Origin of the sequence: Pseudomonas sp. OTU5201 (assembly GCF_038440135.1) — a bacterium.
Taxonomy (GTDB): Bacteria; Pseudomonadota; Gammaproteobacteria; order Pseudomonadales; family Pseudomonadaceae; genus Metapseudomonas; species Metapseudomonas resinovorans.
Genome location: NZ_JASATC010000013.1, coordinates 65,235 through 88,162, shown reverse-complemented (window position 1 = coordinate 88,162; position 22,928 = coordinate 65,235). Strand labels below are relative to the sequence as shown.

The window sequence follows — 22,928 nt, the reverse complement described above, 5'->3', positions numbered from 1 at the left end:
CATCGACGACTGCCGGGATGGACGAAGGCGCGTTAGCGCCAGGTCGCCCGGCGTCAGTCAGCTGAATAGACGACAACCGAGCGAACTGCCTCCCCACTGCGCATCATGTCGAAGCCGCGGTTGATCTCGTCGAGCTCGAGATGGTGGGAAACCAAATCGTCCAGGTTGTACTGGCCCTCCACGTACATGTCGACGAATCGGGCCACATCCTGGCGCTTGGCACCGCCCATCAGCGAGCCAGTCCACTTACGGCCGCTCATCAGGGTGAAGGGGACAGTACTGAGTTCCTGACCTGCCGGAATCACGCCGACGCAAACGGAGACTCCCCAGGCGGGGTTGGTGCTTTCCAGGGCCTGTCGGGCGAGTGCGGCAATTCCAACGCATTCGAACGCGAAATCAACGCCCATACCGGTCAGCTTCTGAACTTCGGCAACGACGTTCTCGACGGTCTTCGGGTTGATGAAATCAGTCGCACCGACCTTGACCGCGACGTCCGCTTTGGCCGGATTGGTGTCGATCGCGATGATGCGCGAAGCCCCCGCGATCTTCGCCCCCTGTATCACACTGAGGCCCACGCCGCCGGTACCGAATACAGCCACAGACGAACCAGGAGTGACATTGGCGGTGATCAGGGCCGCACCCAATCCGGTCGTTACCCCGCAGGCGATGCAGCAGGCATGATCCGTACGCGCTTGCTCACTCACCTTGACCAGACTGTCGACCGGCACGACGGTCATTTCGGCAAAGGTGCCGAGCCCCATGTAGGACGCAATTGGCTGGCCATCGAGAGAGAACGGGGTTTTCGTGGACTGCCGGCGTGCCAGCATTTGCACGCAGAGGTTCGTGCGTCCGGATTTGCAGAAGGCACATTCGCCGCAATCGGGAACCAGGTACGGCATAACCCGGTCCCCAACCGAAAATTCGCTGACGCCCTCTCCTACCGCAACCACATCACCAATCCCCTCGTGCCCTAGCACCACAGGGAAAGCCTGAGAAATCTTGCCTTCTAAGGCACTTAAGTCTGAGTGACAAAGACCAGTGGCCTTTAGCTTTACGAGGACCTCGCCAGGGCCCGGATCGGCAAGGGTCACTTCTCGAATCTGGAGGGGTTCATTGGGGCCGAACGCAACAGCAGCTTTAACCGAACGAGGCATTGTCACTTCTCCTGGCGGGGCTGGCCGATTTAGCTGTCAGTGGCCAACCAATCCTGTGGGCACAAATATGGTTGTCGTAGTTAACCTAGATAACCTTCATTTTTACTCTTGCACGAACAGCGAGGGCTGTCCATACGGCTGTCGGCAGCAAGGAAAAGGAGGGCCGGAAATAGCTGAAATTACGCGTTCTGCAGGTGCCGAACGTAGTTCCCGGCAGTTGCCCAAAACAGTTCAAGCCCACGCTTGTACTGCTTCTGCGCAAGGCGAACCAATGACATTTCCGCTGCGACTCGTGGCACGGTAAACGGACGGACCACATGCCCGGCGGGGACGTTGTCGCCCTGGATGAACCAATCGATGGTTATCGCGGAAATACCTTGCGCAGCGGCGAAGTTGGCCAGCGCAAATGGGTGGGACTCAGGCGGAACGACGCACTCTGCGCCGCCTTCTTGTACAAGCCAGCGGGTCAATTGATCAAAGAGTACCGGGCCGTGTTCGCGTGCAAAGAACGCGACGGGCGTATGTGCAAGATCCGACAGTGCAATGGATGACCGTGACGCGAGCACACTGGTCGCCGGCACCAATAGATGGAACTGTACCCGGCGTATGACTAAGCGCTCGAACTCTTGTGAATCCTGGAGCTCGTGTCCCATGTAGAACGCGGCATCGATCTCCATTCTGCGTAGCGCGTCAAGCTGTTCGGGCTGCGGAGTGCCAATCACATCCAGCTGCAATGACGGATGCTCCTTTGCGGCAGCCGAGACCACTTGCGTCCGCTCAGAAAGAAATACCGAGAATGGCGTCGCCCCGAGCCGGCAGGACAAGTCGTTACGCTCGCGAACCGCCAAGGCATGTTCCCGCAGCTGACGGCTGGCATCGACAACCGCGGTCACGCTACCAAGGATCTCCCTACCCTCTTCCGTGAGCTCAACACTGCGCGTGGAACGAAGGAACAGGGGGAAACCGAAGAACTCCTCGAGCTTGCGGATCTGCGCTGAAATGGATGGCTGCGCCACATGTAGCCTTGCCGCAGCCCGCGTGAACGAGCGTTCCTCGGCGAGCACAACGAAATAGTTCAACTGCCTGGCATCAAGCCTTTTCATCCTAGCCACCAACGGCCGATCGAATTTATAGGCTATCGCTATGAATCCTGCCTCGCAATCTATTGGACCCATGCAGCTTGCTGGTACCAGACTTTTTGCACCCCCCTAACCGAAGAAGAACAACAATGCATAGCTCCCAAGCCGAACTGCAGCGCGTGTTCGCCAAGCAAAAGCAGCACCAGGCATTTCTGAAGGCTTCCACCGCCGAAGCGCGCATTGCCAAGCTGCTTCGACTGAAGGAAATCATTCTCCGCAACCAGAACGAGATCGCAGATGCGCTTGCGGCCGACCTCCGGCGCCCACGCAGCGGGTCACCGGAATTCGGCGCTGTCATCGCCGAAATCGATCACGCAGTCACCCATTTGAAAGAATGGATGACTCCCGTTGAGGTCACTCCTTCGCTGCCCATTCCTAGCGCCACCGCCTGTATTGTGAGAGAGCCGCGCGGGATTTGCGCCCTGTTCGGCCCCTGGAATTTCCCTGTTCTCCTCGTTCTTCAGCCGCTGGTACCCATCATTGCCGCCGGCAACAGCGCCATCGTCAAACCGAATGAACTGACACCGGCAAGTAGCCGGATCGTCGCGCGGATAATCCAGGAATGCTTCGATGAATCCGAGGTGGCGGTGTTCGAAGGCGGCGTCGAACTGGCTCAACAAATGCAGGAGCTGCCATTCGATCATGTGTTCTTTACCGGCAGCCCGGCGGTAGGTCGCACCATCATGGCGGCAGCGGCAAGACACCTGAGCTCGGTGACGCTCGAACTGGGCGGAAAGTGCCCGGTGATCATCGATCACACCGTCGACCTCAAGGATGCAGCCCAGAAGATCATCCGCGGACGCTGCACCAACGCCGGTCAGTTGTGCCTGGCGCCGGACCACGTCTGGGTACACACGGACCTCCGCGACGAACTCGTCGAGCATCTCTGTGATGCGGTGAAAACGATGTTCTATCCGGAGGGGCCACTCGACAAGAGTGCGTTTGGGCGAATCGTTAACGGCCGAAACTTGGAACGGCTCCAGGGCTACCTGGATGACGCCCTGCAGCGCGGCGCGACACTTGCCTGCGGCGGAGAAGTCGAAGCGGGAGATCTCACCATCCACCCGAGCATTCTTGTCGATGTGCCAGTGGATGCTGCAATCATGCAGGAGGAAATCTTCGGCCCATTGTTGCCAGTGATGACCTGGGATGTGCCGAGCGACGCTATCAACGTTATCAATGCCCACGGGAAACCGCTGGCGCTCTACCTGTTCAGTAATGACGATTCGCTTGTTCAGGAGGTCCTGCTTCACACCTCATCCGGCGGCGTTACTCGTAACGACGTCATACTTCACGCGGTTGAAGCCAACCTTCCGTTTGGGGGCGTGAACGGCAGTGGCATTGGTCGTTATCACGGTGTGCATGGGTTCAACGAACTGTCCCACGAACGCGCAGTATTTGCCGTTCCCTGCAAAGAAAAGAGAGGGTGAGCGATGAACAGTCATAGCTCCATCCAGCCACTTGCCATCAGCAAATCCGAGCGTGCAGGACCCGTTTCGCTGAAGCGCCAGCGCTTGGTATCGACGCTGTACTTCTCTGCGGTGATTCTTGGTCTTTTGCCGTGGCTGCTGGACATGTCGGCCTTCTGGCAAGCCAGCGGTTTAGGGCTCTGGTTTCCAGGCGCTGGTTTTCTTGCCGTTGGCGGCTGGTCGCTATTGCTGCTGCCTGTCACCCTGCTGTTATTTGCTGTCGCTGTTTTTGCCTGGTTCGCTACGGGAATCGTCATCGCGCCCCCGTTGGTCTGGGTTGGCAGCGCGCTTTTGGCAGGAGCACTGAGCAATGAAACCAGCTGGCCCTGGGCACCCTGGCTAGCCGCGGTGGCCTGCGTTGCCTGGCAGCTGCGCAAGCACTTGAAACGGCGCAAGCAACTGGCTGCTGATCTGCTTCGACGCGAACAACGAAATGCCTACCTGCCCGACGCAATGCAGGCTGTCGAGGCCAGAGCCGTACCCCACACCGCCCCTGCCGACCACGAACTCGGCGCAGACGAGGTCGCTCTGTCCCGCCTCATATTCGAAAGAGCGCTCCAGCCAGTGGGGCAACTGGAACACTTCGATCGAATCGACCAGTTCCAGACCGCCTCGCTACGCTACCAGCTCAACTTCCTGGGCTACGGCCTGGCGCAAATGCAATCGCAGTACACCCCAAACTTCCATGGTTACCTGAGCGAGGCGCAGCGTCGACTCATCGAGCAGTACCTGGAACGACCGATCTGGGATTACTGGCGGCTTGAAAATCTCTGGGGCAACCTGAAGTACGACCCTAACCCGGTGGGCAAAGACAACGTCATGCTCACTGGTTACCTCGGCCAGCAGGTTGGCATGTACATGCTCAATACCGGCGACCACCGCTACGCGGAACCTGGCAGCCTGACATTCCGATGGGATGACAAGACGACCTACGCGCACGACATCCACAGTATCAACCGCTCCTTGATGTGGAACTTCGATAACAGCCGCTATTGCCTGTTTCCGTGCGAACCAAACTGGATCTACACCGGTTGCAACTTCTTTGCCCTCAGGAGCGTAGCGGTGTACGACCGGCTGTTCGGCACTCATCAATTGGATGATCTACGGCAACCTTTCCTGGAGAGCTTCGAGCGTGAATTCACGACTGCCAGCGGCAGCGTGGTCTCCCTCCGCTCCAGCCTGACAGGCGCCACCGCCCCCTTCCCCGGAGGCGACGCCGGTGCGGTGCAGGGAATGAATCTCCTATCTGTCGAACATGCCAAGCGCTTCTGGGCCATGGCGCGGAACGACATGGGACCACTGATCGTGGAGCAGGATGGCGTCCGCCAAATGAAGATTCCTGGCAAGGGGCTGGACTTTGGCAATTATCGCCGTGGATTCACCATGATCTACGGGGGATTGCTGATGCAGGCACGAGAGATCGGAGACTCCGAGTTCAGCAGCGCGATCCTGAACGCCCTCGACCTAGAATGTGGTCGCAAGATCGAGAACGGCGTCCTGTCCTACCAAGGCTCCAACCTGGCTCAAGCCACGGCATTCCTCGGCCGGCTCATGCAGCGCGATGGCTACCGCCAATCACTGATGGTAGGCCCGCCGCCCGAAGCACTTCGCGGACCACTGCTGACCGACGCCAGCTTCCCGGATGTGTTGGTGGCCAAGGCAAGAAGTCACAGAGGGGATGATCTCGAACTTGTACTGTATCCCGGAAAAGCGCCCGGCGTACAACGTGTCACCATCGAACGACTGCGACCACATGGCAGCTACACCGTGACAGGCAGCACGCTGGCTCACTTCACGGCGGACGAACAGGGTAAGGCCGAAATCGACGTTCAGCTGAATGGCCGCACGTCTGTAGTCATCACTCCTGACGCCGGTTAAGGAGGTATCCATGTTGGGCTGTTGCGTATTGGTGGTATCGATCATCGCGCTGGCTTTGGAAAGCTTTCGACGCATTCGTGCTCTTGCCACGTCGCCAGCCCGACAGCTCCGTGAAGTCGCCCCCAGGCTGGTCGCTCGGACCGGCAAAATTCTGAGCGGACCCGCGGCGAGATTACTATTGATCGCGCTTATCGTTACTGAGAGCGTTCTTGTGCTCGACTGGTGGCGCGGTCATCAGTCACTCATCACTAACGCGGAGAATCTGGATGAGCTACTCGCCGGGGCTTTCTGTTCCGCAACGACTGCGCTCCCCCCTGCAACGCAGGACGGCCCGCTGGCTGCCCCTGAGGAATCGAGCCATCACATCGCGCAATCAAGCAATCCACCTACGGCGCGGTTGACGCCGCTCTCGACTGTCCGCAGCACTAGGTAGTTTCCTTGGTATCCCCGCCGGACATTCCTGGCGAAGCTGATAAGAGTGCCCCGGCCACCTGCCGCAGCCGGTAGCATGCGTACCCGCTCCAAGGCATCTCGCAACCCTTCGGGAGTCGAAGGCGACATCGTAGAAAAGGCCTTGGCCAACGTGCGTCCGATGTCGTAACCGATTGCCTGGTAGGTATGGCCGACACGCCGGCCGAAGCGCGCCTCGAAAGCATCGACCATGGCCTCGAACACCGGGTTGGCTTCGTCGTACTGATCAATACCGACCCAGCCCTCGAACTCTCCTGGCCCATCGAACCCTGGGATGGATGCCACGAAGTTGCAGACCATCAGTTTGCCCGGTCTCCATGCTATCGCCTCCAAGGCCTGGATGAACTGACGGTGCATGGCGACCGAGATCACCAGCAAGGCATCTGCCCCGCTACGCTTGGCCGCTGCTACCGCCTCGAGTACCGACGCCTGGCTCGGCATGGGATTGATGGCGTAGGTGCCCGCTACCTGGAGACCGCTTTCACCCATCGCCTGGCCGAAGGTAGCCGCATATTCATCGCCCATCATGCTGGCGTCACGGATCAGGGCGATGTGTCGATAGCCCTGCGCTCGCGCATGCCGGACGATCATCCTGATCTCGTCGGCGTAGGTCCCATTGGGCAGTTGGAACAGAAAGGGGCTGGAAAGATTGAGAGTGCCACCAAATGAAAGAACCGGGACCATCGCCCGGTCCATTTCATGACGGCAGGCCATCAGATCATCCGGCAGCGTGGGGCCGATGACTGCATGAACCCGTTGCTCGTAAGCCAGGTCACGAAATGCGGCGAGCACATCGAGAGCGGAAGCATTCGGGCCGCCGTAGACCTTGCGCGTAACCAGCTCCACGCGACGATCGATCAAGCCCTCCTGCCGGGCCTGTTCCAAGGCCATCTCGATGGCATCGGCGTAATCCTGCATAGGTTGTGTCTGATACGCCCAATCGATCAGCAGCCCGACCCGCCAGGGCACGATGCTGGGGCGTCGCGGATTCGCAATGATGGTCTGTTCGTCCATGGCGCACCCTAGCGAAAACGTGCCCGCCAGGGCGCGAAGATGGTGGGTTTGAGTATCCCCGGCGGCGCAACGGCAACCTCGGGAATGGCGTTGATGCACAGCGCAGCGATGGCTTTGCCGTTGGGGTCGTAACCGCCTTCGGTGAGGGCGTCGGCGCCCACGGCCTCCAGCGGCATTTCTGCGCGAAAGCGCGGCTGGCCGACCACATCGACTATCCAGATGTTACGTCGATCCCACCCGGGGATCTCATCGACGTACCAGTGGGACTTCTGGCTGACGGCCAGGCCATTGGTCATCCGGATATCCCAGGTCCAGATGGTGGCCTTGGAGGTACCGGCGGGAATCAGTCCGGCATTGATGTGGATGTCGCGCTCGGCCGGAATCCATTCGAGGCCGAGGGTAATGGACTCGACCTCGGTGTCCCATTGTGCCGCCATCAGGTGGTACATCTCGCTGTACAGCGTGGTCAGCGTGCGCGGTGTCTGGTGGTCCAGGGTGATGGTTCCGGGAGGATGGCCCAGGCCGATGACGTCGTAGATGGTATGGGCCGGGCGCATGCGCAGATCGAAGTACTCGACGAAGTTGACCGCCTCCACCTGGGTGCAGAAGCTGGTGACTGCCGGCCCGATCCGGTCGAACACGAAGCCCGGGCAGATGCCATTTCCATGCAGGGTGCTGCCACCCTCTGCACAGGCATCGAGGAACCGCTGTTCGTATTCAACCCCTCGCCATCTTGGCCAGTAGTAGCCGCGCACCGAAATGACGTTCTTGCCCGAGGCCAGCAGCGCGAGCACTTCCTCGTCCGAATTGTCCGCCGTGGGTTCCAACATGGGCATGTGCAGTACGAAGTCGGCATCCAGATCGAGGATGTCCTCGATGCGATTGGTCGCCCTTATGCCCGTCAGCGGTCGATCGCAGAGCACGCCCGCATCCTCCCCGGCCTTGCCCGCCGAATACACGAAGACGCCTGCCAGCTCCAGGTCAGGGTGATCGATGATCTGCCGCAGGGCTTCCTTCCCCAGGTGGCCAGTAGCCCACTGCAGGACGCGATAGGGCGGCTTGAGTGATCGCTTTTCCATGGTGCTTCCTTCAGCTATGCCCCAGCACGGGGTGTGGCTCATAAGGGGCTTCAAGTTGGGCGATCACCTCGCTGTCCAGATCCAGGTCCAGGGCGGACAGCGCCTCGTCCAGTTGATCCAGGCGCGTCGCCCCGATGATCGGTGCAGTGATTCCCGGCCGACTGGACACCCAGGCCAAGGCCAGTCGCATGGGAGTGATTCCGGACGCTGCGGCGACTTTGACCAGTCGCTGCTGGATCAGGAAATCGTTCTCACGGAAATACAGGGTTCGTGCGTAAGCATCGTTGCGAGCTCGTGCTGTCTCGCCGCCCGTGACGTGCCGGTTACCGGCGAGGAATCCCCTCGCCAGAGGCGACCAAGGGATGACGCCGATGCCCTGGTCTCGACAGAACGGCAGCATTTCCCGTTCTTCTTCCCGATAGACCAGGTTGTACTGCGGCTGCATGGAAATGAATTTCGCCCAACCATTGCGCTCCTGGATGGCGAGGGCCTTGGCGAACTGCCAGGTATGCATGGACGAGGCGCCGACATACAGGACCTTGCCCATTCTCACCAGGTCATTCAGTGCTTCTGCAGTCTCTTCGAATGGCGTTTCGTAGTCCCAGCGATGAAGCTGGTACAGATCGATGTAATCCGTCCCCAGGCGCCTGAGACTATCGTCGACGGCCGACATGATCCGCTTGCGCGAAGCCCCTCGATCGTTCGGTCCCTTCCCCATCGGACTGGAGAACTTGGTTGCAATGACCACCTGATGGCGGTTGGCCAACTGACGGACGAACTTGCCGAGCAACGCCTCGCTGGCGCCCTCGCCATACACATCGGCTGTGTCGAAAAAGTTGATCCCGTGCCCCAGAGCCCGCGTGAAGAAAGGCCAGCTCTCGACCTCGTCCAATGACCAGGCCCCGTGCATGCGGCCTTTGCCGAAGCCCATGCATCCTAGGCACAACGGCGAGATTTTCAGCCCGCTGGATCCCAGTCTGACGTAGTTCATTACCCCTCCGAGCCTGTCGTACCTCGGCGACCCACTCCGAAGAGTTTCAGCGCGGGGTCGTGTTCGCCATGGTCGCCAGGAATATCTGCAAGCCCTGCTGCATGACCTTCGATAGCCACGGCCTGCTCCAGCGTTTCAGCGAGCATTCCACTGTGTGAGGCATGTGATCGAACCGGGACATGGACTGGCTCCAGGCTGAATTTTCTTGTTTTTCCGAAGAGCGGCTACGCGCCTTGCGGACATCCCTTCAAGCATGAGTTTCTCGCTCGAGGTAGATCAAACGTAGATAACCTAGATATCTACGTCAAGAGCGATTTTTTCCTCGAAAGGATCATCTGGTGTCGTGCGATTCCACTTGCAACATGGATATCATAGTTATATAAGTTAGACATTATCGACGGCATCGAGGATCCACAACAATGACCAACAAAGCCACCGTCGACTTCGACCAGCACGGTCCGGAGTACGCCCAGAACTGGCAGGAGCAGCTCGCCGAAATGCGCGCAAAGTGTCCGGTTGCGTGGACGGATGCCCATGAAGGTTTCTGGGTTATCACCAAGTACGAAGACATCGTTCACATCGAGCGCAACCCGGACATCTTCTCCTGCGACAACGACATCGAAGGTGTCCGCGGCGGCGGCCGCGGCATTCGCATTCCGCGAAACCCGTTCCGCTTCAGCCTGAATGAAAGCGATCCACCGGAGCACACTGCGCTGCGCAAGCTGGAAGCGCCTTACTTCACCATGGACGCCCTGCAGAAGTGGATGGAACTGGCCCGTGAGCTGGTCGACGAGCAGATCGACAGCATCATCGAAAAGGGCGAAGGCGATCTGATTCACGACATTACCATTCCGGTACCGGCGCGAGTCACTTTGCGCCTCGTCGGCGTGCCCCAGGAGCAATGGCAGGATTTCATGGCCTCCTCGCTCAATGCCTATCTGCCGCCGAACCACCCGGACTATCCCCTTGAGCAGCGCATGCGCATCGCAGAGCGCCTCGAAGGGCTTATGGATGAGCGTAAGTCCAACCCGACCGACGACGTGATCAGCACTCTGATGCATGCCCAGATCAACGGCGAGTCGCTGCCCCGCGCTACCGCCAAGGGCATGCTGCTATCCCTGCTGTTCGGCGGCTTCGACACCACCGCGGCCACCGCAGCCAATGCACTGCACTGGCTGGAAAAGCATCCGGAAATGCATCAGCGCCTGATCGAGGACGACAAGTTCCTGGAGAAGGCGGTGGATGAATTCCTGCGCTATTTCCCGCCGGTCATGGGCGGCCTTTCTCGCAACGTCACTCGTGACACGGAACTGCGCGGACAGAAGCTGAAGAAGGGTGACCGCGTGCTACTGATGTTCAATTCCGGCAACTACGACGAGGAACGCTTCGAGTGCCCGGCAGATATTCGCCTGGATCGTGCCAACGCCCGTCAGAATCTGGCCTTCGGTGCTGGCCCGCACCGCTGCCTGGGTTCGGTCTTAGGCATGGCCGAGGTTGGCATCATGATCCGCGCTGTGCTCAAGCGCCTGCCCGACTACCGTATCGACCACGAGCGCGCCCGCAAGGTACCCAGCATGGGCCTCGCCAACAGTTGGCTGGCAATGCCATTCAGCTTCACACCTGGCAAGCGTCTCAAGCCCTGAGCGGCAACATCCCCTACCCCACTGATTCGCGCCGCTCCAATGGGTTGCGCCAACCAAGAGGCAGCTATGAAAGGCAAACTGACAAAGGACAATCTCGAGGAAATGCTTCGGCGCATGCTGCGCATCCGCCACTTCGAGAACGAGGCGATCACCCTGCACAAGAATGGCCTGGTCCCCGGCTCGCTTCACACCTCCCAGGGCCAGGAGGGTGAAATCGTCGGCGCTTGCGCCGCGCTGCGGCTGGACGACTACATGGTCGGCAACCACCGCTCCCATGGCCACCCGATTGGCAAGGGTGCCAAGCTCCGCGGCCTGATGGCGGAGCTGCTGGCGCGCAAGACCGGCGTCTGCGGTGGCAAGGGTGGATCCATGCACTTGGCCGACTTCAGTGTCGGCAGCCTCGGCGAAACCAGCATCGTCGGCTCCGGGATTCCTGTCGCCGCTGGCGCCGCACTCGGTGCCAAGATGCAGGGCATCGACCGTGTCAGCCTGTGTTTCTTCGGTGACGGCGCCGCCCAGGAAGGCACCTTCCACGAAGGCATCAACATGGCGGCGGTCTGGGACCTGCCGGCGATCTTCCTGTGCGAGAACAACGGCTATGCGGTGTCCACCCCCCTGCACAAGGCGACACGCTCGGAAAACATTGCCGATCGCGCTGCGGGCTACGGCATCCCCGGCATCATCGTGGATGGCCAGGATGTACTCGCCGTCTACGAAGCCGTTGCCGAAGCGGTCGAGCGCGCTCGCGCTGGCAAAGGTCCCAGCCTGATCGAAGCCAAGACCTACCGCTACATCGACCATGCCGCCAACCTGGGACGTGACCTGGGCTATCGCACCGAGGCGGAGATCGAGGAGTGGCGTAGCAAGCGGGACCCCATTCAGCTGTTCACTGATTGCTTGCTCGGCGAGTTCGGCTTCAACCGGGACGAGATTATCGCCCTGGAGGAAACGGTCAAGGCCGAGGTCGCCGACGCGATCGCCTTTGCCAAGGACAGCCCCTTCCCCGACCCGAGTGAAGCATGGACCGATGTCTATGCTCCCGCAGCCAACTGAGAGACGGACGATGGCTAACAAGACTTTCCTGCAGGCGATCCGCGACGCCCAATACGAAGAAATGCAGCGTGACCCTCGCGTCTTCATCATGGGTGAGGACGTCGAGTGCAACATGTTCGGCACCACCACCAGCATGATTCAGGACTTCGGTCAGGATCGCGTACGCGACACGCCCATCTGTGAAGCGGGCATGACCGGCGTCGCCGCCGGTGCGGCCATGGTCGGCATGCGCCCCATCGTCGACTACACGATCGCCCCCTTCCTCTATCCGGCGATGGACCAGATCATCAGCATTGTCGCCAAGTCGCGATTCCTTTACGGCGGCCAGGCCAAAGTGCCGGTCGTCCTGCGCGCCAATATGATCTACGGCAATGGCAACGCCGCTCAGCACTCCGATCGTCCTTACAGCATGTTCATGCACATGCCGGGCCTGAAAATCATGGTGCCGTCCAACGCCTATGACATGAAGGGCTTGATGAAGACCGCCATTCGTGACGACGACCCGGTGATGAGCTTCGAGGACGTGGCGCTGTGGTCCACCAAGTCGGACATTCCGGATGAAGAGTACCTGATCCCCTTCGGTGTGGCCGACATCAAGCGCCCTGGCAAACACTGCACGGTGGTTGCCATCGGCGCCATGGTGGCCCACGCCTTGGCAGCGGCCAAGGAATTGGCCGAAGACGGTATCGAACTCGAAGTCATCGATCCGCGCACCGTGGCACCACTGGACACCGCCACCATCCTCGAATCGGTCAGCAAAACCGGCCGCCTCGTCGTGGTCGATGCAGCGTTCAGCCGCTGCAGTGCGGCCAGCGAGATCGCCGCAGTCATCGTCGAGCAAGGCTTCAGCTATCTACGGGCTCCGGTCATTCGCGTGAATACCGCGGATACCCACATTCCCTTCAGCCCCTCGATGGAAAAACCGCTCTATCCCAACAAGACCAAAGTTATCGAAGCGGTTCGCCGCACTCTTCAATAAGGACCTCTTCATGGCTGAGATTCTCTTAACCCAGTTCGGCATGGGCATGACCGACGGCACCATCATCGCGTGGCACAAGAAGGAAGGTGACGAGATCAAGCAGGGAGATGTGCTCTGCGAGGTCGAAACCGCCAAGACCAATGCGGAAATCGAATCGCCTGTAAGCGGTGTTCTGACGAAGATTCACGTCGCCGTGGACGAGAACGTTCCGGTGAACACCGTCCTGGCCATCGTCACCGAGGCCGGACTCGCGGCTGAGCCCTCCGCCGAAGCGACGCCCGAAGCGCCTGTGAAAAAACCGGCAGCGAAGAAGGCTGCAGCTTCGAAAGCAAAGGCCAAGGCTGTTGAACCGGTGGCAGCTGCCGAGCCGGAAAGCGTGCCCCACAGCATGACCCGTCTGACGATCGCGCGTCGGCTCACCGAGTCGAAGCAGCAAGTCCCACACTTCTACGTGAAGGGTGCCTGCCGCATCGATGCACTGCTTTCTCTGCGCAAGCAGATCAACACCAGCGCGGACGTCAAGACATCCGTGAACGACCTGATCGTCCGCGCCGTCGCCCTCGCGTTGCGCGAAGTCCCGGAGGCCAATGTGTCCTGGGGCGAGAAGGCCATGCAGAAACATCAGCAGGTGGACGTAGCCGTCGCCGTTGCTACTCCTCGCGGCCTGGTCACTCCCATCGTCCGCAATGTCGAACAAAAGCAGCCGCAGGAGATCGCCAGCGAGATCCAGGCACTGGCGGAGCGTGCTCGAGGCGGAAAGCTCAAGCCCGATGAGTACCAGGGCGGTACGGTTACCGTCTCCAACCTAGGCATGTTCGGCGTCGAAGAGTTCAGCGCCATCATCAACCCGCCGCAGTCGATGATCTTCGCCATCGGCGCAGGCGAGGAGCGCGTGATCGCCAATGACGGCAAGGTCGAAGTCGGCACGCTGATGAACGTCACCATCTCGGTCGATCATCGTGCTGTCGACGGTGCCGTGGCCGCCCAGGTCTTCGCGGCCTTCAAGCGCCTGATCGAACAACCTGAAGCTTTGAGCGCTGCGTAACCCGCAGGAAGCCCTGCATCGCTTGTCGATGCAGGGTCTTTTTATTCCTCCGAAGCGGCTGCGAGTTTTTGCTCCAGCCGCTTTTTGATTGATATGTTTCGTGCAGCCGCATGCGAAACAGCACACTTGCACAGGGAAAGCTAACGAGAGGTCGCCCCCGTCTCACAACCGAAACAGGGGCGCGATTTCAAGCATGAATAGGCGGTAGGTGCTGCCGCCACGGACAGGCGAACTCCAATTGCGCGGCGATTCGAATCAACAGATCCTCTTGCCCCAGGTCTGCGACCAGTTGAATACCAAGGGGCATCCCAGTAGCCGTCCAGTGCAGCGGAAGCGTGACGGCAGGCTGACCAGTCAAGTTGGCCATGGGCGCGAATCCACCCCAGAGCAACCCCTGCTTCGTGCCAGGCTGGCCCAATTCGCCAAGATTGGGAGCGGAACACCCCAGCATCGGCGTCAGTAGTAGATCAAAACCCTGCTGGTACCACTGAAGCGTACGGCGTGTGTAGTCATGAATCTTCCCCAGGGTGACTCCCAGACTAACCAGGTTTTGTTCGCGAGCCGATTTGAGCATTCGATATGTCGCAGGCTCCAGATCATCCTCGCCAATCTCTCGCCCCAGGCGTTGCTCCGCTTCACTCAAACGCTGAACGACCTTCAACGGCCAATAACTCATGATCAGTTCAAAGTGTTCCGTGCTGGCCAACGGCGCAGGATTGGCCTCCTCGACATCATGACCGAGCTCCACAAGCAATCGTGCCGCTCGCTCCACCGCCAGGATTGCTTCGGGATGCAGCGGAGTGCTGTCACCTGGAAGCTTGCGCATGAAACCGATTCTGAGCCGTCCGGGATTAGCGCCTACTTCATCCAGATAAGGGCGCGCAGCCGCTGGCGCGCTGGTGGCGTCGGCGAATCCCGGTCCCGCCACGATATCGAGTAGCAATGCCGTATCTCGTACGCTTCGCGTATGCCAGCCCGTTGTCGAGGTGATATCGACCCAATCGGTACTGCTAGGTGACTGGCTGATTCGACCACGGCTTGGTTTGAGCCCAACCACGCCATTGGCAGCCGCTGGAATTCGAGTCGATCCGCCCCCGTCGCTGGCCTGCGCTGCAGCAGTCAGGAGTGCAGCGACCGCCGCCGCCGAGCCGCCGCTGGAGCCACCGGTGGAACGAGCAGGATCCCAGGGATTGCGGGCTGGTCCGTGCAGCCTGGATTCGGTAGTGGGCGCACTGAGCAGCTCCGGCACGTTGGTACGCCCGACGATGATCATGCCGGCATCTTCCGTACGGCGGACGAACTCATCGGTGATACCCGACCGAATGTCGAGGTTGGCCAGCAGTTGGCTGCCCAGATAATTCGCCTCTCCTGCCACGGCCACATCCTTGATCAGCACTGGCACGCCCCTTAGAGGGCCTTGCAGGCTCTTGCAATCAGCCCTGCGGAGCGCCTTCTCGAACTGGCACTCGATGACGGCGTTGAGTTCGGGGTTCACCCGCTCGATCCGTCGAATCGCGGCCTCAACCATTTCACGAGGCGACACATCGCCACGCCTAACCAGCTCGGCCTGGTCGATGGCATCCAGTGTCGAGAAATCATCCAATGCACCGAGAGGCGTCAATGAACCGTTATGCATGCACCAACCTCCAGAGGGCCAAAACAAACGGGCCGCGATCTCTCGCGGCCCGTTTGTACACTTCATTCGAATCGAGAACTCATTAACCAATCCACTACACGAGCCGCAATGACATCGTTGTTGTCTTCCATCATCAGCATGTGACCATTGGCGTGGATGCCCTGCTCAGGCAGGTAGTCCAGGCTGATGTTCGGCAGCCGACGCGACAACGTCCTCGCCTGTTCCACGTCGCGCAGCGTCAAGGTTCCGCCTTCGGGCGGGAGATTATCACCCCAGATCAGGCGCACAGGGATTTCAGGGAAGGCGGGATCATCGAGCCCGGGGCAGGTCTGGGCCGGCTCGATCGAGGCGATCGCCGCGACCTGACAGGGCCTGTTGAGCGCGGCCGTCCACCCAAGGTGACCGCCCTGGGAGTGAGTAATCAGCACGACCTTGCCGAGCATGTCGATGAGTTCCAGCAACGGAGCGAGTGCACGAGGATCACTGCGCCCCGGCGTCCCCGCGGCGATGGCGCCCGGAACCCCGAAGTCCGGCCAGAGCTGTGCGCCATAACACTGGGATTGAGCCAGCGGAAAACGCCCACCACCACGCGCGAACCGTTCTCCCATCTCAAGGCCGCAGGTGAAAGCTGGCCCAACGGGTTCCGCGTCTGTCACGAAGGGGTTCAGCCCGGTCAGGTCCGGCGCGGAGCGGCCGCGCCAAGCCTGGTCGATCACCAGCGTCTCGAAGCCAGCGTGCACGAACAGGGTTTGCCATCCTTCCCTACCGTCAGGCGTGGTTTCCCAGGTCACGCCCGAATGCATGCCGCCATGGACGAATACGATGGGGAATGGGAACCGGCGTTCCTGGGGAACCAGACGCTGCACGTACATAGCACCTGCCACCTGGGTTTCCGTCCCGAAGATCCGGTGCTGCACCTGGCGTGGCGTGCCGCCCACGTAGAAGCTTTCCAGGGCGGCAAGATTCAGTGCGCTCATGCCGCCCCCTACTCTTCCAGTGCCGAGCACAGCTCGCCGAACGCGTCTGCAAATTCGAGCTTGAAGGTCTCCACCACCTCACGGGAGGAGCGGATGCTGTCCACCAGGCCGACGCCCTGCCCCACGAAGTAGGTGACCAGTTCGCGCGCCAGCGGGTTGCCCGCGTCCGCCGCGCGATCGACGGCCGCAAGAGGTTGATTGCTGAGCATGGGCATGAGCGGCATGGGCAGAGCTCCCGGACTGTCCGGTGCTTCCCAGGCATCGTGCCAGGCAGAGCGCAACTGTCGGCAGGGTTTGCCGGTCCGTGCGCTGGAGCGGACGGTGTCTCGCGAGGTCGCTTTCACCATTTTCTCGCGGAAGGTTTCGCTGGTTTCCGCTTCGGTGGTGGCAAGCCAGATCGAGCCGGTCCAGGCGCCCTGGGCCCCCATGGCCATGCAGCCGGCCATCTGCTGACCGGTCATGATGCCGCCGGCAGCCAGCACCGGTACGTCGCGAATGGGCTTGATTGCACGAATGACTTCGGGCACCAGCACGAGGGTCGAGACCTCACCGCAATGTCCGCCGGCTTCGCCGCCTTGGGCCACGATGATGTCGACTCCAGCATTGACCTGGCGGATGGCGTGCTCCTTCGCGCCGACCAGGGCCGCCACCGGCACATTGTGCTGGCGACCGCGCTCGATCATGGATTTCGGTGCAATGCCCAGGGCGTTCGCAATCAATCGGATCGGATGCTGGAACGCCACGTCCATCAGGGCCTCCCCCACGTCCGACAGGGTCGGTGGGCGACGGCGATTGATGACGTTTTCCGGGGCGATCTTCACGTCGTATCTGGCTAGCAGATCCACCACGAAGTCGCGATGTCGGAAGGGAATCTTGTCTACCAGCTCCTCGAAGCTGATGTCCGAGGAAACCGCCTGGTGTTCGGGAATGAGAATGTCGATACCGTAGGGCTTGCCGTCGACATGCGCGTCGATCCAGTCCAGCTCCATCTTCAGGCTTTCGGGCGTGAAGCTGCTTCCGCCGAGCACGCCGAAACCACCGGCGCGGCTAACCGCCGCGACAACATCGCGGCAGTGGCTGAAGGCGAATAGCGGAAACTCGGCCCCGGTCATCCGGCACAATTCGTTGTTCATGGGTACCTCTACTTATTGTTGTTAGGCGCGCCAGATGGCGAGCGCATCAAGCGCTTCGACATTTGCACCGTCGACACGTAAGGGATTGATCTCCAACGCATCCAGATCGTCGCCCAGGGCCAGGGCGGCATCACCGATTTGGGCGATTACGCGAGACAGTTCGTCCAGGTCCGCCGGCTTGGCGCCGCGGTATCCGGTGAGCAGTTTGTTGGCCTTCAAGCCGGAGAGCATGTCCTTGGCCTGGGCTGCAGACACGGGCAACAAGCGCAGCTGCGTGTCGCCCAGCAACTCGACCCAGACACCACCAAGCCCGACCGCCAGCACCAAGCCCCAAACCGGGTCGCGGGCCACGCCCACCAGTAGTTCGACGCCGCCCTTGCGCATAGGCGAGACGATGACACCCTCGATACGGGCAGCAGGCTTGGCTGCCTGGACATTGCGGATGATGCTATCGAAGCCCTCACCTACCGCATCGGGCCCTTCCAGGTTGAGAAGGACGCCGCCGACCTCGGTCTTGTGCTGGATGTCCGGGGATAGAATCTTGAGGACCAGAGGGCCATCGAGCTTACGTGCAGCTTCCTCCGCCTCGGCGCGGCTGGCGACAATCTGTTGAGGAATGACCGGGACGCCGGTCGAATCGAGAAACGCCAATGTGTCGCGCTCGGTCGCCGGCTTGACCGAACTCGCCACGGAGCCGGAACGCACGGGCGGCAATTCCTCACCTTGCTTGCGCGACCACTGATAGAGGTGACCGATGGCACGCACTGCGTGATCGATTCCCCCCGTGAGCGCCGGCAATGCGTGGACCCCGAGAAGCTCGAGACCGTACGCGGTAACCGGCTTGAGAACCTGCTGGATCAGACAGCCACGCGCCCCGGAGGTACTGAAGCCCAGTGACACTTCCCGCATGTAACCCTCGGACATGGGGGATGCGGTTTCGGGGGACGAAGGTATCTCGGCGATTACGCCGATGAACCCGATTGCAGGGTCCTGGCTCAGGGCCTTGATGGCGCCGGAGTAGATTTCCGGATTGCGCATCACGGCGCCCGTGACGTCCAGGGGATTGTGAGCGGTCCCGAAATCAGGAAGCAGCCCGGAGAGCACTTCAAGGGTCGCCGGGGTAAACTGCGGGAACGAAATGCCCACTTCCTCGCCGCGGTCAGCAAAAATCTCGCATGCCCCACCGGACGGGGAAACCAGCGCGAACCCCTTGCTCGCATCAATGGGACCGGTGGCGGCAAGCAGATCCGCGGTCACGACCAGGTCTTCGAGAGAGGACACTCGGACGATATTGAATGCATCGCAGACTGCCTGGAATACGCGATCATCCCCTACCAGCGCACCGGTGTGTGCCTGGGCAACGGTCGCGGTGAGTTCACCGGTGCCGATTTTCAGGATGACGATAGGCTTGCCGGCACGGGCGGCTGCACGGGCAGCCGACTCAAACCGCAGCGGATCACGGATCGACTCGGCGAATACCGCGATGGCACGAGTCGCCTCGTCCTCCACCAGGAACTGGATGACATCGGCCATATCCACCATGGCCTCATTGCCCATGGCCACCGAGTAGGTGAGGCTGACACCCTGCTGATGTGCAAATGCACTGATCATTGCGGCAGTCGCACCACTCTGACTGACCAGGCCCACGCGCGGGTTCCCCAGTGCCGGCACTTTGATGGGAATTGCAGAGAGGGAAACGCTGTCGGTGAAGTTCGAGAAGCCCAGGCTATTGGGCCCCAGGAGCGTGATGCCGAGTTCGCTGGCCCTGGCGAAGATACGAGCCTGTTCGGCGGCCCCCTCTTCACCGGTCTCGGCAAAGCCCGAAGTCACCACCGCACCGTATCGAATACCGCCCGCCGCCATGTCTTCGATGGCATCAAGCAGTGCCACCGCGGGCACGGCGATGAACGCGGCGTCCACCTCGCCGAGTTCGGCGCAGGACTGCACCGTTTTCTGGCCCAAGGCGTCGGTACCTCGGCGATTGACCAGGTGCACGGGCCCTTTGAAGTCCAGCGCCTTGAGGCTCTTGGCTACTAGGGCCGACCAGGGGTTCTTGTCGGACGCGCCGATGATCGCGACTGAGCGCGGCCGAAACAGCTTCTCCAGCTCCATTACCAATGCACCTTCTTATTAGATAAATTAGTTAGCTAAGTTATAGACTGCTAGGTCACACAAATCAAGCATGCAATCGCCTACTGCAAACCCGAACGTCACAACCGAGAGCTCATCCAGGCAGGTCGAATCCGCAGTCAAGCATGAGCGTAACGGGTCTGGCAGAGAGCCCGCTGATCACAGGAATTTCCGCTCAGCGGTTTGATCCACGCAACCTTGCGAAAGTGCATCAACGGAGGTGACGCCGTATCGAGAGAAGAAGACGCGAGCGAACGACGAGCCAATACAGCTCGCTCTAGTGGACGATTTCGTCAAATGGACAGCACAGGGGGGGCAGGAGCAACGCGACATGATCAATCCAGATTGCCGCGCGAGGATGCATCGGTGGCTAGCCGATAGGGAGGTGGTGCAAGGAGGGACTGCAGTAACTGAAATGGCCTGCAGGAGCGAATTGAAATCAACTATGGAAAGCGACGCCAATCAACGCGGACAAACGGGTGTATGGCACAGGCCACCACCCGTTCTCGGACGCATCAGGCCGGACCAGCACTCACAGAGTTGGAGATGAGCTTGCGCTCACCCAGCCTGGTCTTATCCAGGAAGTCGAGAGCACGCTCCATGTAGCGCTGCCAGAATGCGGCCGCTTCATCCACTTTGCCCTTCTCGAGCAGATTGCAAAGCGCGTCGTATCCCGAGACCGTCTTGGTCATGTTCTTGTGCAAGGCCTCAGCCGACTCGCCTTGTTCGGTGAGATTGATCGAGTAGATACCATGGGAAATGGTCTGCAGCACACTCAGCAGCATGGCGATGGTTTTGTTACCGGAAGCCCGTGCCAGCAGATCGTGGAAGCGGTTAGTACCCGTAACGATCTCGACGTACTGCTTGTCTTCAAGCGCTCGCTGGAGATGAGTGACGCACGCCCTCAACTCCTCGCAGGCACCTTTCAATTCAGTGCCATGCCCTTTCAATGACCGAATGACGCCAGGCTCGAAGAACATCCGTGCCTGATGCAGGTCACGCATGGTGACGCCGTCGGCAGCAAGCATGAAGTTCGCGTACTGAGCGACCTTCTGGATGCTTGGCCCCAGAATCGTGGCCCCCGAACGCATACCGCGCCCGATACTGATAAGCCCTTCGGCCTCCAGGATCCGTAGCGCTTCGCGCAGGGTTGGTCGCGAGACGTTGAACAACTCCAGCAACTTGCTCTCCGGCTGCAGCATCGAGCCAGCCTTGAGATTGCCGGAAGCGATCTGGTCGCGCAGCCGCCCCGCCACCATGTGCGAAAGCTTGGGAAGACGCAGGTCGTCCCCGATAGAGGACATCAGCGCGCTGTCGCCGCCGTTGTCGCTGGCCTTTCTTGCCATCGTAATCTCCTGAAACACGTTGCCGTGACTATGTCACGGAGTAGATAACTTAGCCAGTTGTTTATCTAACTTTACCAAGCCAAGGTACTGAATTTCCTACATCCAGCCCCCACTGCCTGGTCAGAAAAGTCGCAAAAGCCGCATTGGATCGCATCCCAGCCTCTATTGCATCCCTGCTTGTTTAGCACTACATTGCAAACATAGCTAACGAGGTTATCCAAATAAGCGAGGATGCAGCGTGACTGAACCCGAACTGGCAGGCCAAGTGGCTCTGGTGACTGGCGCAAGCTACGGCCTGGGGCGTGCAATTACCGAAGAGCTGCTGAAACGCGGCGCCAAAGTGATGCTTACCGACATCAGCGACCGGGTGGAAGCCACCACCGCAGAGCTTGCTGCCACCGGACATGCAGTAGCCCATACCCGCCTTGACGTCACCGATCGCGCATCGGTGGATGCCGCGGTCCGGGAAACCGTATCCCGCTTCGGCCGGCTCGACATCTTCGTCAACAACGCGGGCTGGTCAAAGGTGATGAAACCAATCCTGGAACTCACCGCCGAGGACTGGGACGCCTATATGGACATCAACATCCGCGGCAACCTGTTCTGCATTCAATCCGCCGCTGAGGCCATGATCGCCCAAGGCCATGGTGGTCGGATCATCGCCATCGCCTCCACCGCTGCCTGCAAGCCCTACAAGCGTGCGGCGGCATACTGCACCAGCAAATCGGCCATTCCCATGCTGACCAAAGCGGCGGCCCTGGAGCTGGGTGAATTCGGTATCACCGTCAATTGTGTAGCCCCCGGCCCCACCACCACCGAGACCAACCTTGCCCACAGCTCGGGCGCCATCGACCCGAAGATTGGCGAAGAGAAACGTCGCCGCGAAGCACTCATCCCCCTGGGCAAGAATGATCCCGTCGACATCGCCACCGCGGTCGCGTACTTCGCCTCTCCGGCTGCCCGCCGAGTCACCGGCCAAATGATCGTGGTGGAAGGCGGCGGGTTGCTGCTGTCATGAGTCCGGTCAACGAACTTTTCGCGCTGGCCGGCAAGGTCGCCGTCGTCACCGGCGCGGCCTGTGGCATCGGCAAAGCCACCGCGCGCCTCCTGGCCGCTGCCGGAGCGCAGATCGTAGTCGCCGACAAGGATTTGGCGGGCGCTGAAGCGGTAGCCGAGGAGCTGGGTAACGCCAGCTTCGCCGTTGGCTTCGATCTGGCCAACGATGACTCGATCAGTGCTCTGTTTCACCGCGTCAACGAAGCCTGTGGGCGACTGGACATCCTCATCAACAACGCAGGCATCTATCCCCGATACTCGCTGCAAAGCGTCACGCGCGCCCAATGGGAGGACATGCAGAAGATCAATGTCTGGGGTTGCTTCGTGGTGCTTCGGGAAGCAGCTCTTTTGATGCGTGCGGCAGGCAATGGCGGTCGTATCGTCAACATCTCCTCTATTGGAGGGATACGCACCGCCGTCCATGACCAGGTGACCTATAACGCCTCCAAGGCGGCGTTGGATTCGATTACCCAATCCGCGGCGCTCGAGTTCTCCGGCGACAACATCCTGGTCAACTCCATCCTGCCAGGTGCCGTTGCCCCCCTGGATCCCAAACCCAAGGCGGCCAGCCACACACCGCCGAGTGGTCTGCTTCTGGCTGCTGGCCGAATCCTGTTGGGACGCGCAGCCCATGCGAACGAAGTGGCCGGCCCGATCCTAATGCTGGTCAGTGCAGCTGGCGCCTACATCACTGGCCAGACACTCATAGTCGACGGCGGCTTTTCCATTTCCTGA

At 60.5% G+C, this 22,928-nt stretch carries 19 protein-coding genes; 8 read left to right on the top strand and 11 right to left on the bottom strand.

The window, feature by feature from the left end:
* Positions 1-53: 53 nt before the first annotated feature.
* Together AAHM40_RS10640 and AAHM40_RS10635 are read right to left on the bottom strand one after the other, a co-directional pair.
* Positions 54-1,154 (bottom strand): alcohol dehydrogenase catalytic domain-containing protein, encoded by a 1,101-nt coding sequence (locus AAHM40_RS10640; protein WP_342244606.1) that lies wholly within the window; start codon positions 1,152-1,154, stop codon positions 54-56.
* Positions 1,155-1,333: 179 nt separating this feature from the next.
* Positions 1,334-2,257, bottom strand: a complete 924-nt coding sequence (locus AAHM40_RS10635; RefSeq protein ID WP_342244605.1) for a LysR family transcriptional regulator — start codon at positions 2,255-2,257, stop codon at positions 1,334-1,336.
* Positions 2,258-2,382: 125 nt separating this feature from the next.
* On the opposite strand from AAHM40_RS10635, the gene AAHM40_RS10630 reads away from it, so the two are divergent.
* Together AAHM40_RS10630 and AAHM40_RS10625 are read left to right on the top strand one after the other, a co-directional pair.
* Complete coding sequence (locus AAHM40_RS10630) at positions 2,383-3,723, top strand: aldehyde dehydrogenase family protein (protein WP_342244604.1); 1,341 nt, start codon at positions 2,383-2,385, stop codon at positions 3,721-3,723.
* Between the two features lie 3 nt (positions 3,724-3,726).
* Positions 3,727-5,640, top strand: coding sequence for a linalool dehydratase/isomerase domain-containing protein (locus tag AAHM40_RS10625; protein ID WP_342244603.1), 1,914 nt, complete (start codon positions 3,727-3,729; stop codon positions 5,638-5,640).
* A 360-nt stretch (positions 5,641-6,000) separates the two neighbouring features.
* Here the strand turns inward: AAHM40_RS10625 and AAHM40_RS10620 are convergent, their stop codons facing one another.
* The 4 genes from AAHM40_RS10620 to AAHM40_RS10605 are packed head-to-tail and all read right to left on the bottom strand — an operon-like array spanning position 6,001 to position 9,376.
* Complete coding sequence (locus AAHM40_RS10620; protein WP_342244602.1) at positions 6,001-7,125, bottom strand: ABC transporter substrate-binding protein; 1,125 nt, start codon at positions 7,123-7,125, stop codon at positions 6,001-6,003.
* A gap of 8 nt (positions 7,126-7,133) precedes the next feature.
* On the bottom strand, positions 7,134-8,204 hold the full coding sequence (locus AAHM40_RS10615) for a hypothetical protein (RefSeq protein ID WP_342244601.1): 1,071 nt from the start codon (positions 8,202-8,204) through the stop codon (positions 7,134-7,136).
* 10 nt (positions 8,205-8,214) lie between these two features.
* On the bottom strand, positions 8,215-9,195 hold the full coding sequence (locus AAHM40_RS10610; protein ID WP_342244600.1) for an aldo/keto reductase: 981 nt from the start codon (positions 9,193-9,195) through the stop codon (positions 8,215-8,217).
* A 46-nt stretch (positions 9,196-9,241) separates the two neighbouring features.
* Positions 9,242-9,376, bottom strand: a complete 135-nt coding sequence (locus tag AAHM40_RS10605; protein WP_342244599.1) for a hypothetical protein — start codon at positions 9,374-9,376, stop codon at positions 9,242-9,244.
* A 238-nt stretch (positions 9,377-9,614) separates the two neighbouring features.
* Between AAHM40_RS10605 and AAHM40_RS10600 the strand changes: the two genes are divergently transcribed.
* The 4 genes from AAHM40_RS10600 to AAHM40_RS10585 all read left to right on the top strand — a co-directional run bounded on the left by AAHM40_RS10600 (position 9,615) and on the right by AAHM40_RS10585 (position 13,915).
* Complete coding sequence (locus AAHM40_RS10600) at positions 9,615-10,838, top strand: cytochrome P450 (protein WP_342244598.1); 1,224 nt, start codon at positions 9,615-9,617, stop codon at positions 10,836-10,838.
* 66 nt (positions 10,839-10,904) lie between these two features.
* Positions 10,905-11,891, top strand: coding sequence for a thiamine pyrophosphate-dependent dehydrogenase E1 component subunit alpha (locus tag AAHM40_RS10595; protein WP_342244597.1), 987 nt, complete (start codon positions 10,905-10,907; stop codon positions 11,889-11,891).
* Between the two features lie 10 nt (positions 11,892-11,901).
* The gene (locus AAHM40_RS10590; RefSeq protein WP_342244596.1) at positions 11,902-12,870 is read left to right on the top strand and encodes an alpha-ketoacid dehydrogenase subunit beta; all 969 of its coding nucleotides are present in this window, start codon (positions 11,902-11,904) and stop codon (positions 12,868-12,870) included.
* A 10-nt stretch (positions 12,871-12,880) separates the two neighbouring features.
* Positions 12,881-13,915 carry a dihydrolipoamide acetyltransferase family protein gene (locus AAHM40_RS10585; RefSeq protein ID WP_342244595.1) on the top strand — a complete coding sequence of 345 codons (1,035 nt, stop codon included), beginning with the start codon at positions 12,881-12,883 and terminating at the stop codon, positions 13,913-13,915.
* Positions 13,916-14,102: 187 nt separating this feature from the next.
* On the opposite strand, the gene AAHM40_RS10580 is transcribed toward AAHM40_RS10585, so the two are convergent.
* The 5 genes from AAHM40_RS10580 to AAHM40_RS10560 all read right to left on the bottom strand — a co-directional run bounded on the left by AAHM40_RS10580 (position 14,103) and on the right by AAHM40_RS10560 (position 21,137).
* The gene (locus AAHM40_RS10580) at positions 14,103-15,551 is read right to left on the bottom strand and encodes an amidase (RefSeq protein WP_342244594.1); all 1,449 of its coding nucleotides are present in this window, start codon (positions 15,549-15,551) and stop codon (positions 14,103-14,105) included.
* A gap of 62 nt (positions 15,552-15,613) precedes the next feature.
* The gene (locus AAHM40_RS10575; RefSeq protein ID WP_342244593.1) at positions 15,614-16,528 is read right to left on the bottom strand and encodes a hypothetical protein; all 915 of its coding nucleotides are present in this window, start codon (positions 16,526-16,528) and stop codon (positions 15,614-15,616) included.
* An 8-nt stretch (positions 16,529-16,536) separates the two neighbouring features.
* A complete protein-coding gene (locus AAHM40_RS10570; protein WP_342244592.1) occupies positions 16,537-17,661 on the bottom strand; it encodes a nitronate monooxygenase in 1,125 nt (374 codons plus the stop codon).
* 21 nt (positions 17,662-17,682) lie between these two features.
* A complete protein-coding gene (locus AAHM40_RS10565; protein ID WP_342244591.1) occupies positions 17,683-19,773 on the bottom strand; it encodes an acetate--CoA ligase family protein in 2,091 nt (696 codons plus the stop codon).
* A 533-nt stretch (positions 19,774-20,306) separates the two neighbouring features.
* Positions 20,307-21,137, bottom strand: coding sequence for a FadR/GntR family transcriptional regulator (locus AAHM40_RS10560; RefSeq protein WP_342244590.1), 831 nt, complete (start codon positions 21,135-21,137; stop codon positions 20,307-20,309).
* Between the two features lie 238 nt (positions 21,138-21,375).
* On the opposite strand from AAHM40_RS10560, the gene AAHM40_RS10555 reads away from it, so the two are divergent.
* Both AAHM40_RS10555 and AAHM40_RS10550 read left to right on the top strand, forming a co-directional pair.
* Positions 21,376-22,155: an SDR family NAD(P)-dependent oxidoreductase gene (locus AAHM40_RS10555; protein ID WP_342244589.1), complete on the top strand. Its 780-nt coding sequence runs from the start codon at positions 21,376-21,378 to the stop codon at positions 22,153-22,155.
* Positions 22,152-22,928, top strand: coding sequence for an SDR family NAD(P)-dependent oxidoreductase (locus AAHM40_RS10550; protein WP_342244588.1), 777 nt, complete (start codon positions 22,152-22,154; stop codon positions 22,926-22,928). The genes AAHM40_RS10555 and AAHM40_RS10550 overlap by 4 nt, the downstream gene beginning before the upstream one ends.

What these genes read in the sequence shown, in the direction of transcription:
- AAHM40_RS10560 (WP_342244590.1), bottom strand. Translation starts at nt 21,137, where the DNA reads ATGGCAAGAAAGGCCAGCGACAACGGCGGCGACAGCGCGCTGATGTCC.
- AAHM40_RS10570 (WP_342244592.1), bottom strand. Translation starts at nt 17,661, where the DNA reads ATGAACAACGAATTGTGCCGGATGACCGGGGCCGAGTTTCCGCTATTC.
- AAHM40_RS10590 (WP_342244596.1), top strand. Translation starts at nt 11,902, where the DNA reads ATGGCTAACAAGACTTTCCTGCAGGCGATCCGCGACGCCCAATACGAA.
- AAHM40_RS10595 (WP_342244597.1), top strand. Translation starts at nt 10,905, where the DNA reads ATGAAAGGCAAACTGACAAAGGACAATCTCGAGGAAATGCTTCGGCGC.
- AAHM40_RS10580 (WP_342244594.1), bottom strand. Translation starts at nt 15,551, where the DNA reads ATGCATAACGGTTCATTGACGCCTCTCGGTGCATTGGATGATTTCTCG.
- AAHM40_RS10630 (WP_342244604.1), top strand. Translation starts at nt 2,383, where the DNA reads ATGCATAGCTCCCAAGCCGAACTGCAGCGCGTGTTCGCCAAGCAAAAG.
- AAHM40_RS10585 (WP_342244595.1), top strand. Translation starts at nt 12,881, where the DNA reads ATGGCTGAGATTCTCTTAACCCAGTTCGGCATGGGCATGACCGACGGC.
- AAHM40_RS10605 (WP_342244599.1), bottom strand. Translation starts at nt 9,376, where the DNA reads ATGTCCCGGTTCGATCACATGCCTCACACAGTGGAATGCTCGCTGAAA.
- AAHM40_RS10550 (WP_342244588.1), top strand. Translation starts at nt 22,152, where the DNA reads ATGAGTCCGGTCAACGAACTTTTCGCGCTGGCCGGCAAGGTCGCCGTC.
- AAHM40_RS10615 (WP_342244601.1), bottom strand. Translation starts at nt 8,204, where the DNA reads ATGGAAAAGCGATCACTCAAGCCGCCCTATCGCGTCCTGCAGTGGGCT.
- AAHM40_RS10640 (WP_342244606.1), bottom strand. Translation starts at nt 1,154, where the DNA reads ATGCCTCGTTCGGTTAAAGCTGCTGTTGCGTTCGGCCCCAATGAACCC.
- AAHM40_RS10635 (WP_342244605.1), bottom strand. Translation starts at nt 2,257, where the DNA reads ATGAAAAGGCTTGATGCCAGGCAGTTGAACTATTTCGTTGTGCTCGCC.
- AAHM40_RS10620 (WP_342244602.1), bottom strand. Translation starts at nt 7,125, where the DNA reads ATGGACGAACAGACCATCATTGCGAATCCGCGACGCCCCAGCATCGTG.
- AAHM40_RS10575 (WP_342244593.1), bottom strand. Translation starts at nt 16,528, where the DNA reads ATGAGCGCACTGAATCTTGCCGCCCTGGAAAGCTTCTACGTGGGCGGC.
- AAHM40_RS10600 (WP_342244598.1), top strand. Translation starts at nt 9,615, where the DNA reads ATGACCAACAAAGCCACCGTCGACTTCGACCAGCACGGTCCGGAGTAC.
- AAHM40_RS10565 (WP_342244591.1), bottom strand. Translation starts at nt 19,773, where the DNA reads ATGGAGCTGGAGAAGCTGTTTCGGCCGCGCTCAGTCGCGATCATCGGC.
- AAHM40_RS10610 (WP_342244600.1), bottom strand. Translation starts at nt 9,195, where the DNA reads ATGAACTACGTCAGACTGGGATCCAGCGGGCTGAAAATCTCGCCGTTG.
- AAHM40_RS10625 (WP_342244603.1), top strand. Translation starts at nt 3,727, where the DNA reads ATGAACAGTCATAGCTCCATCCAGCCACTTGCCATCAGCAAATCCGAG.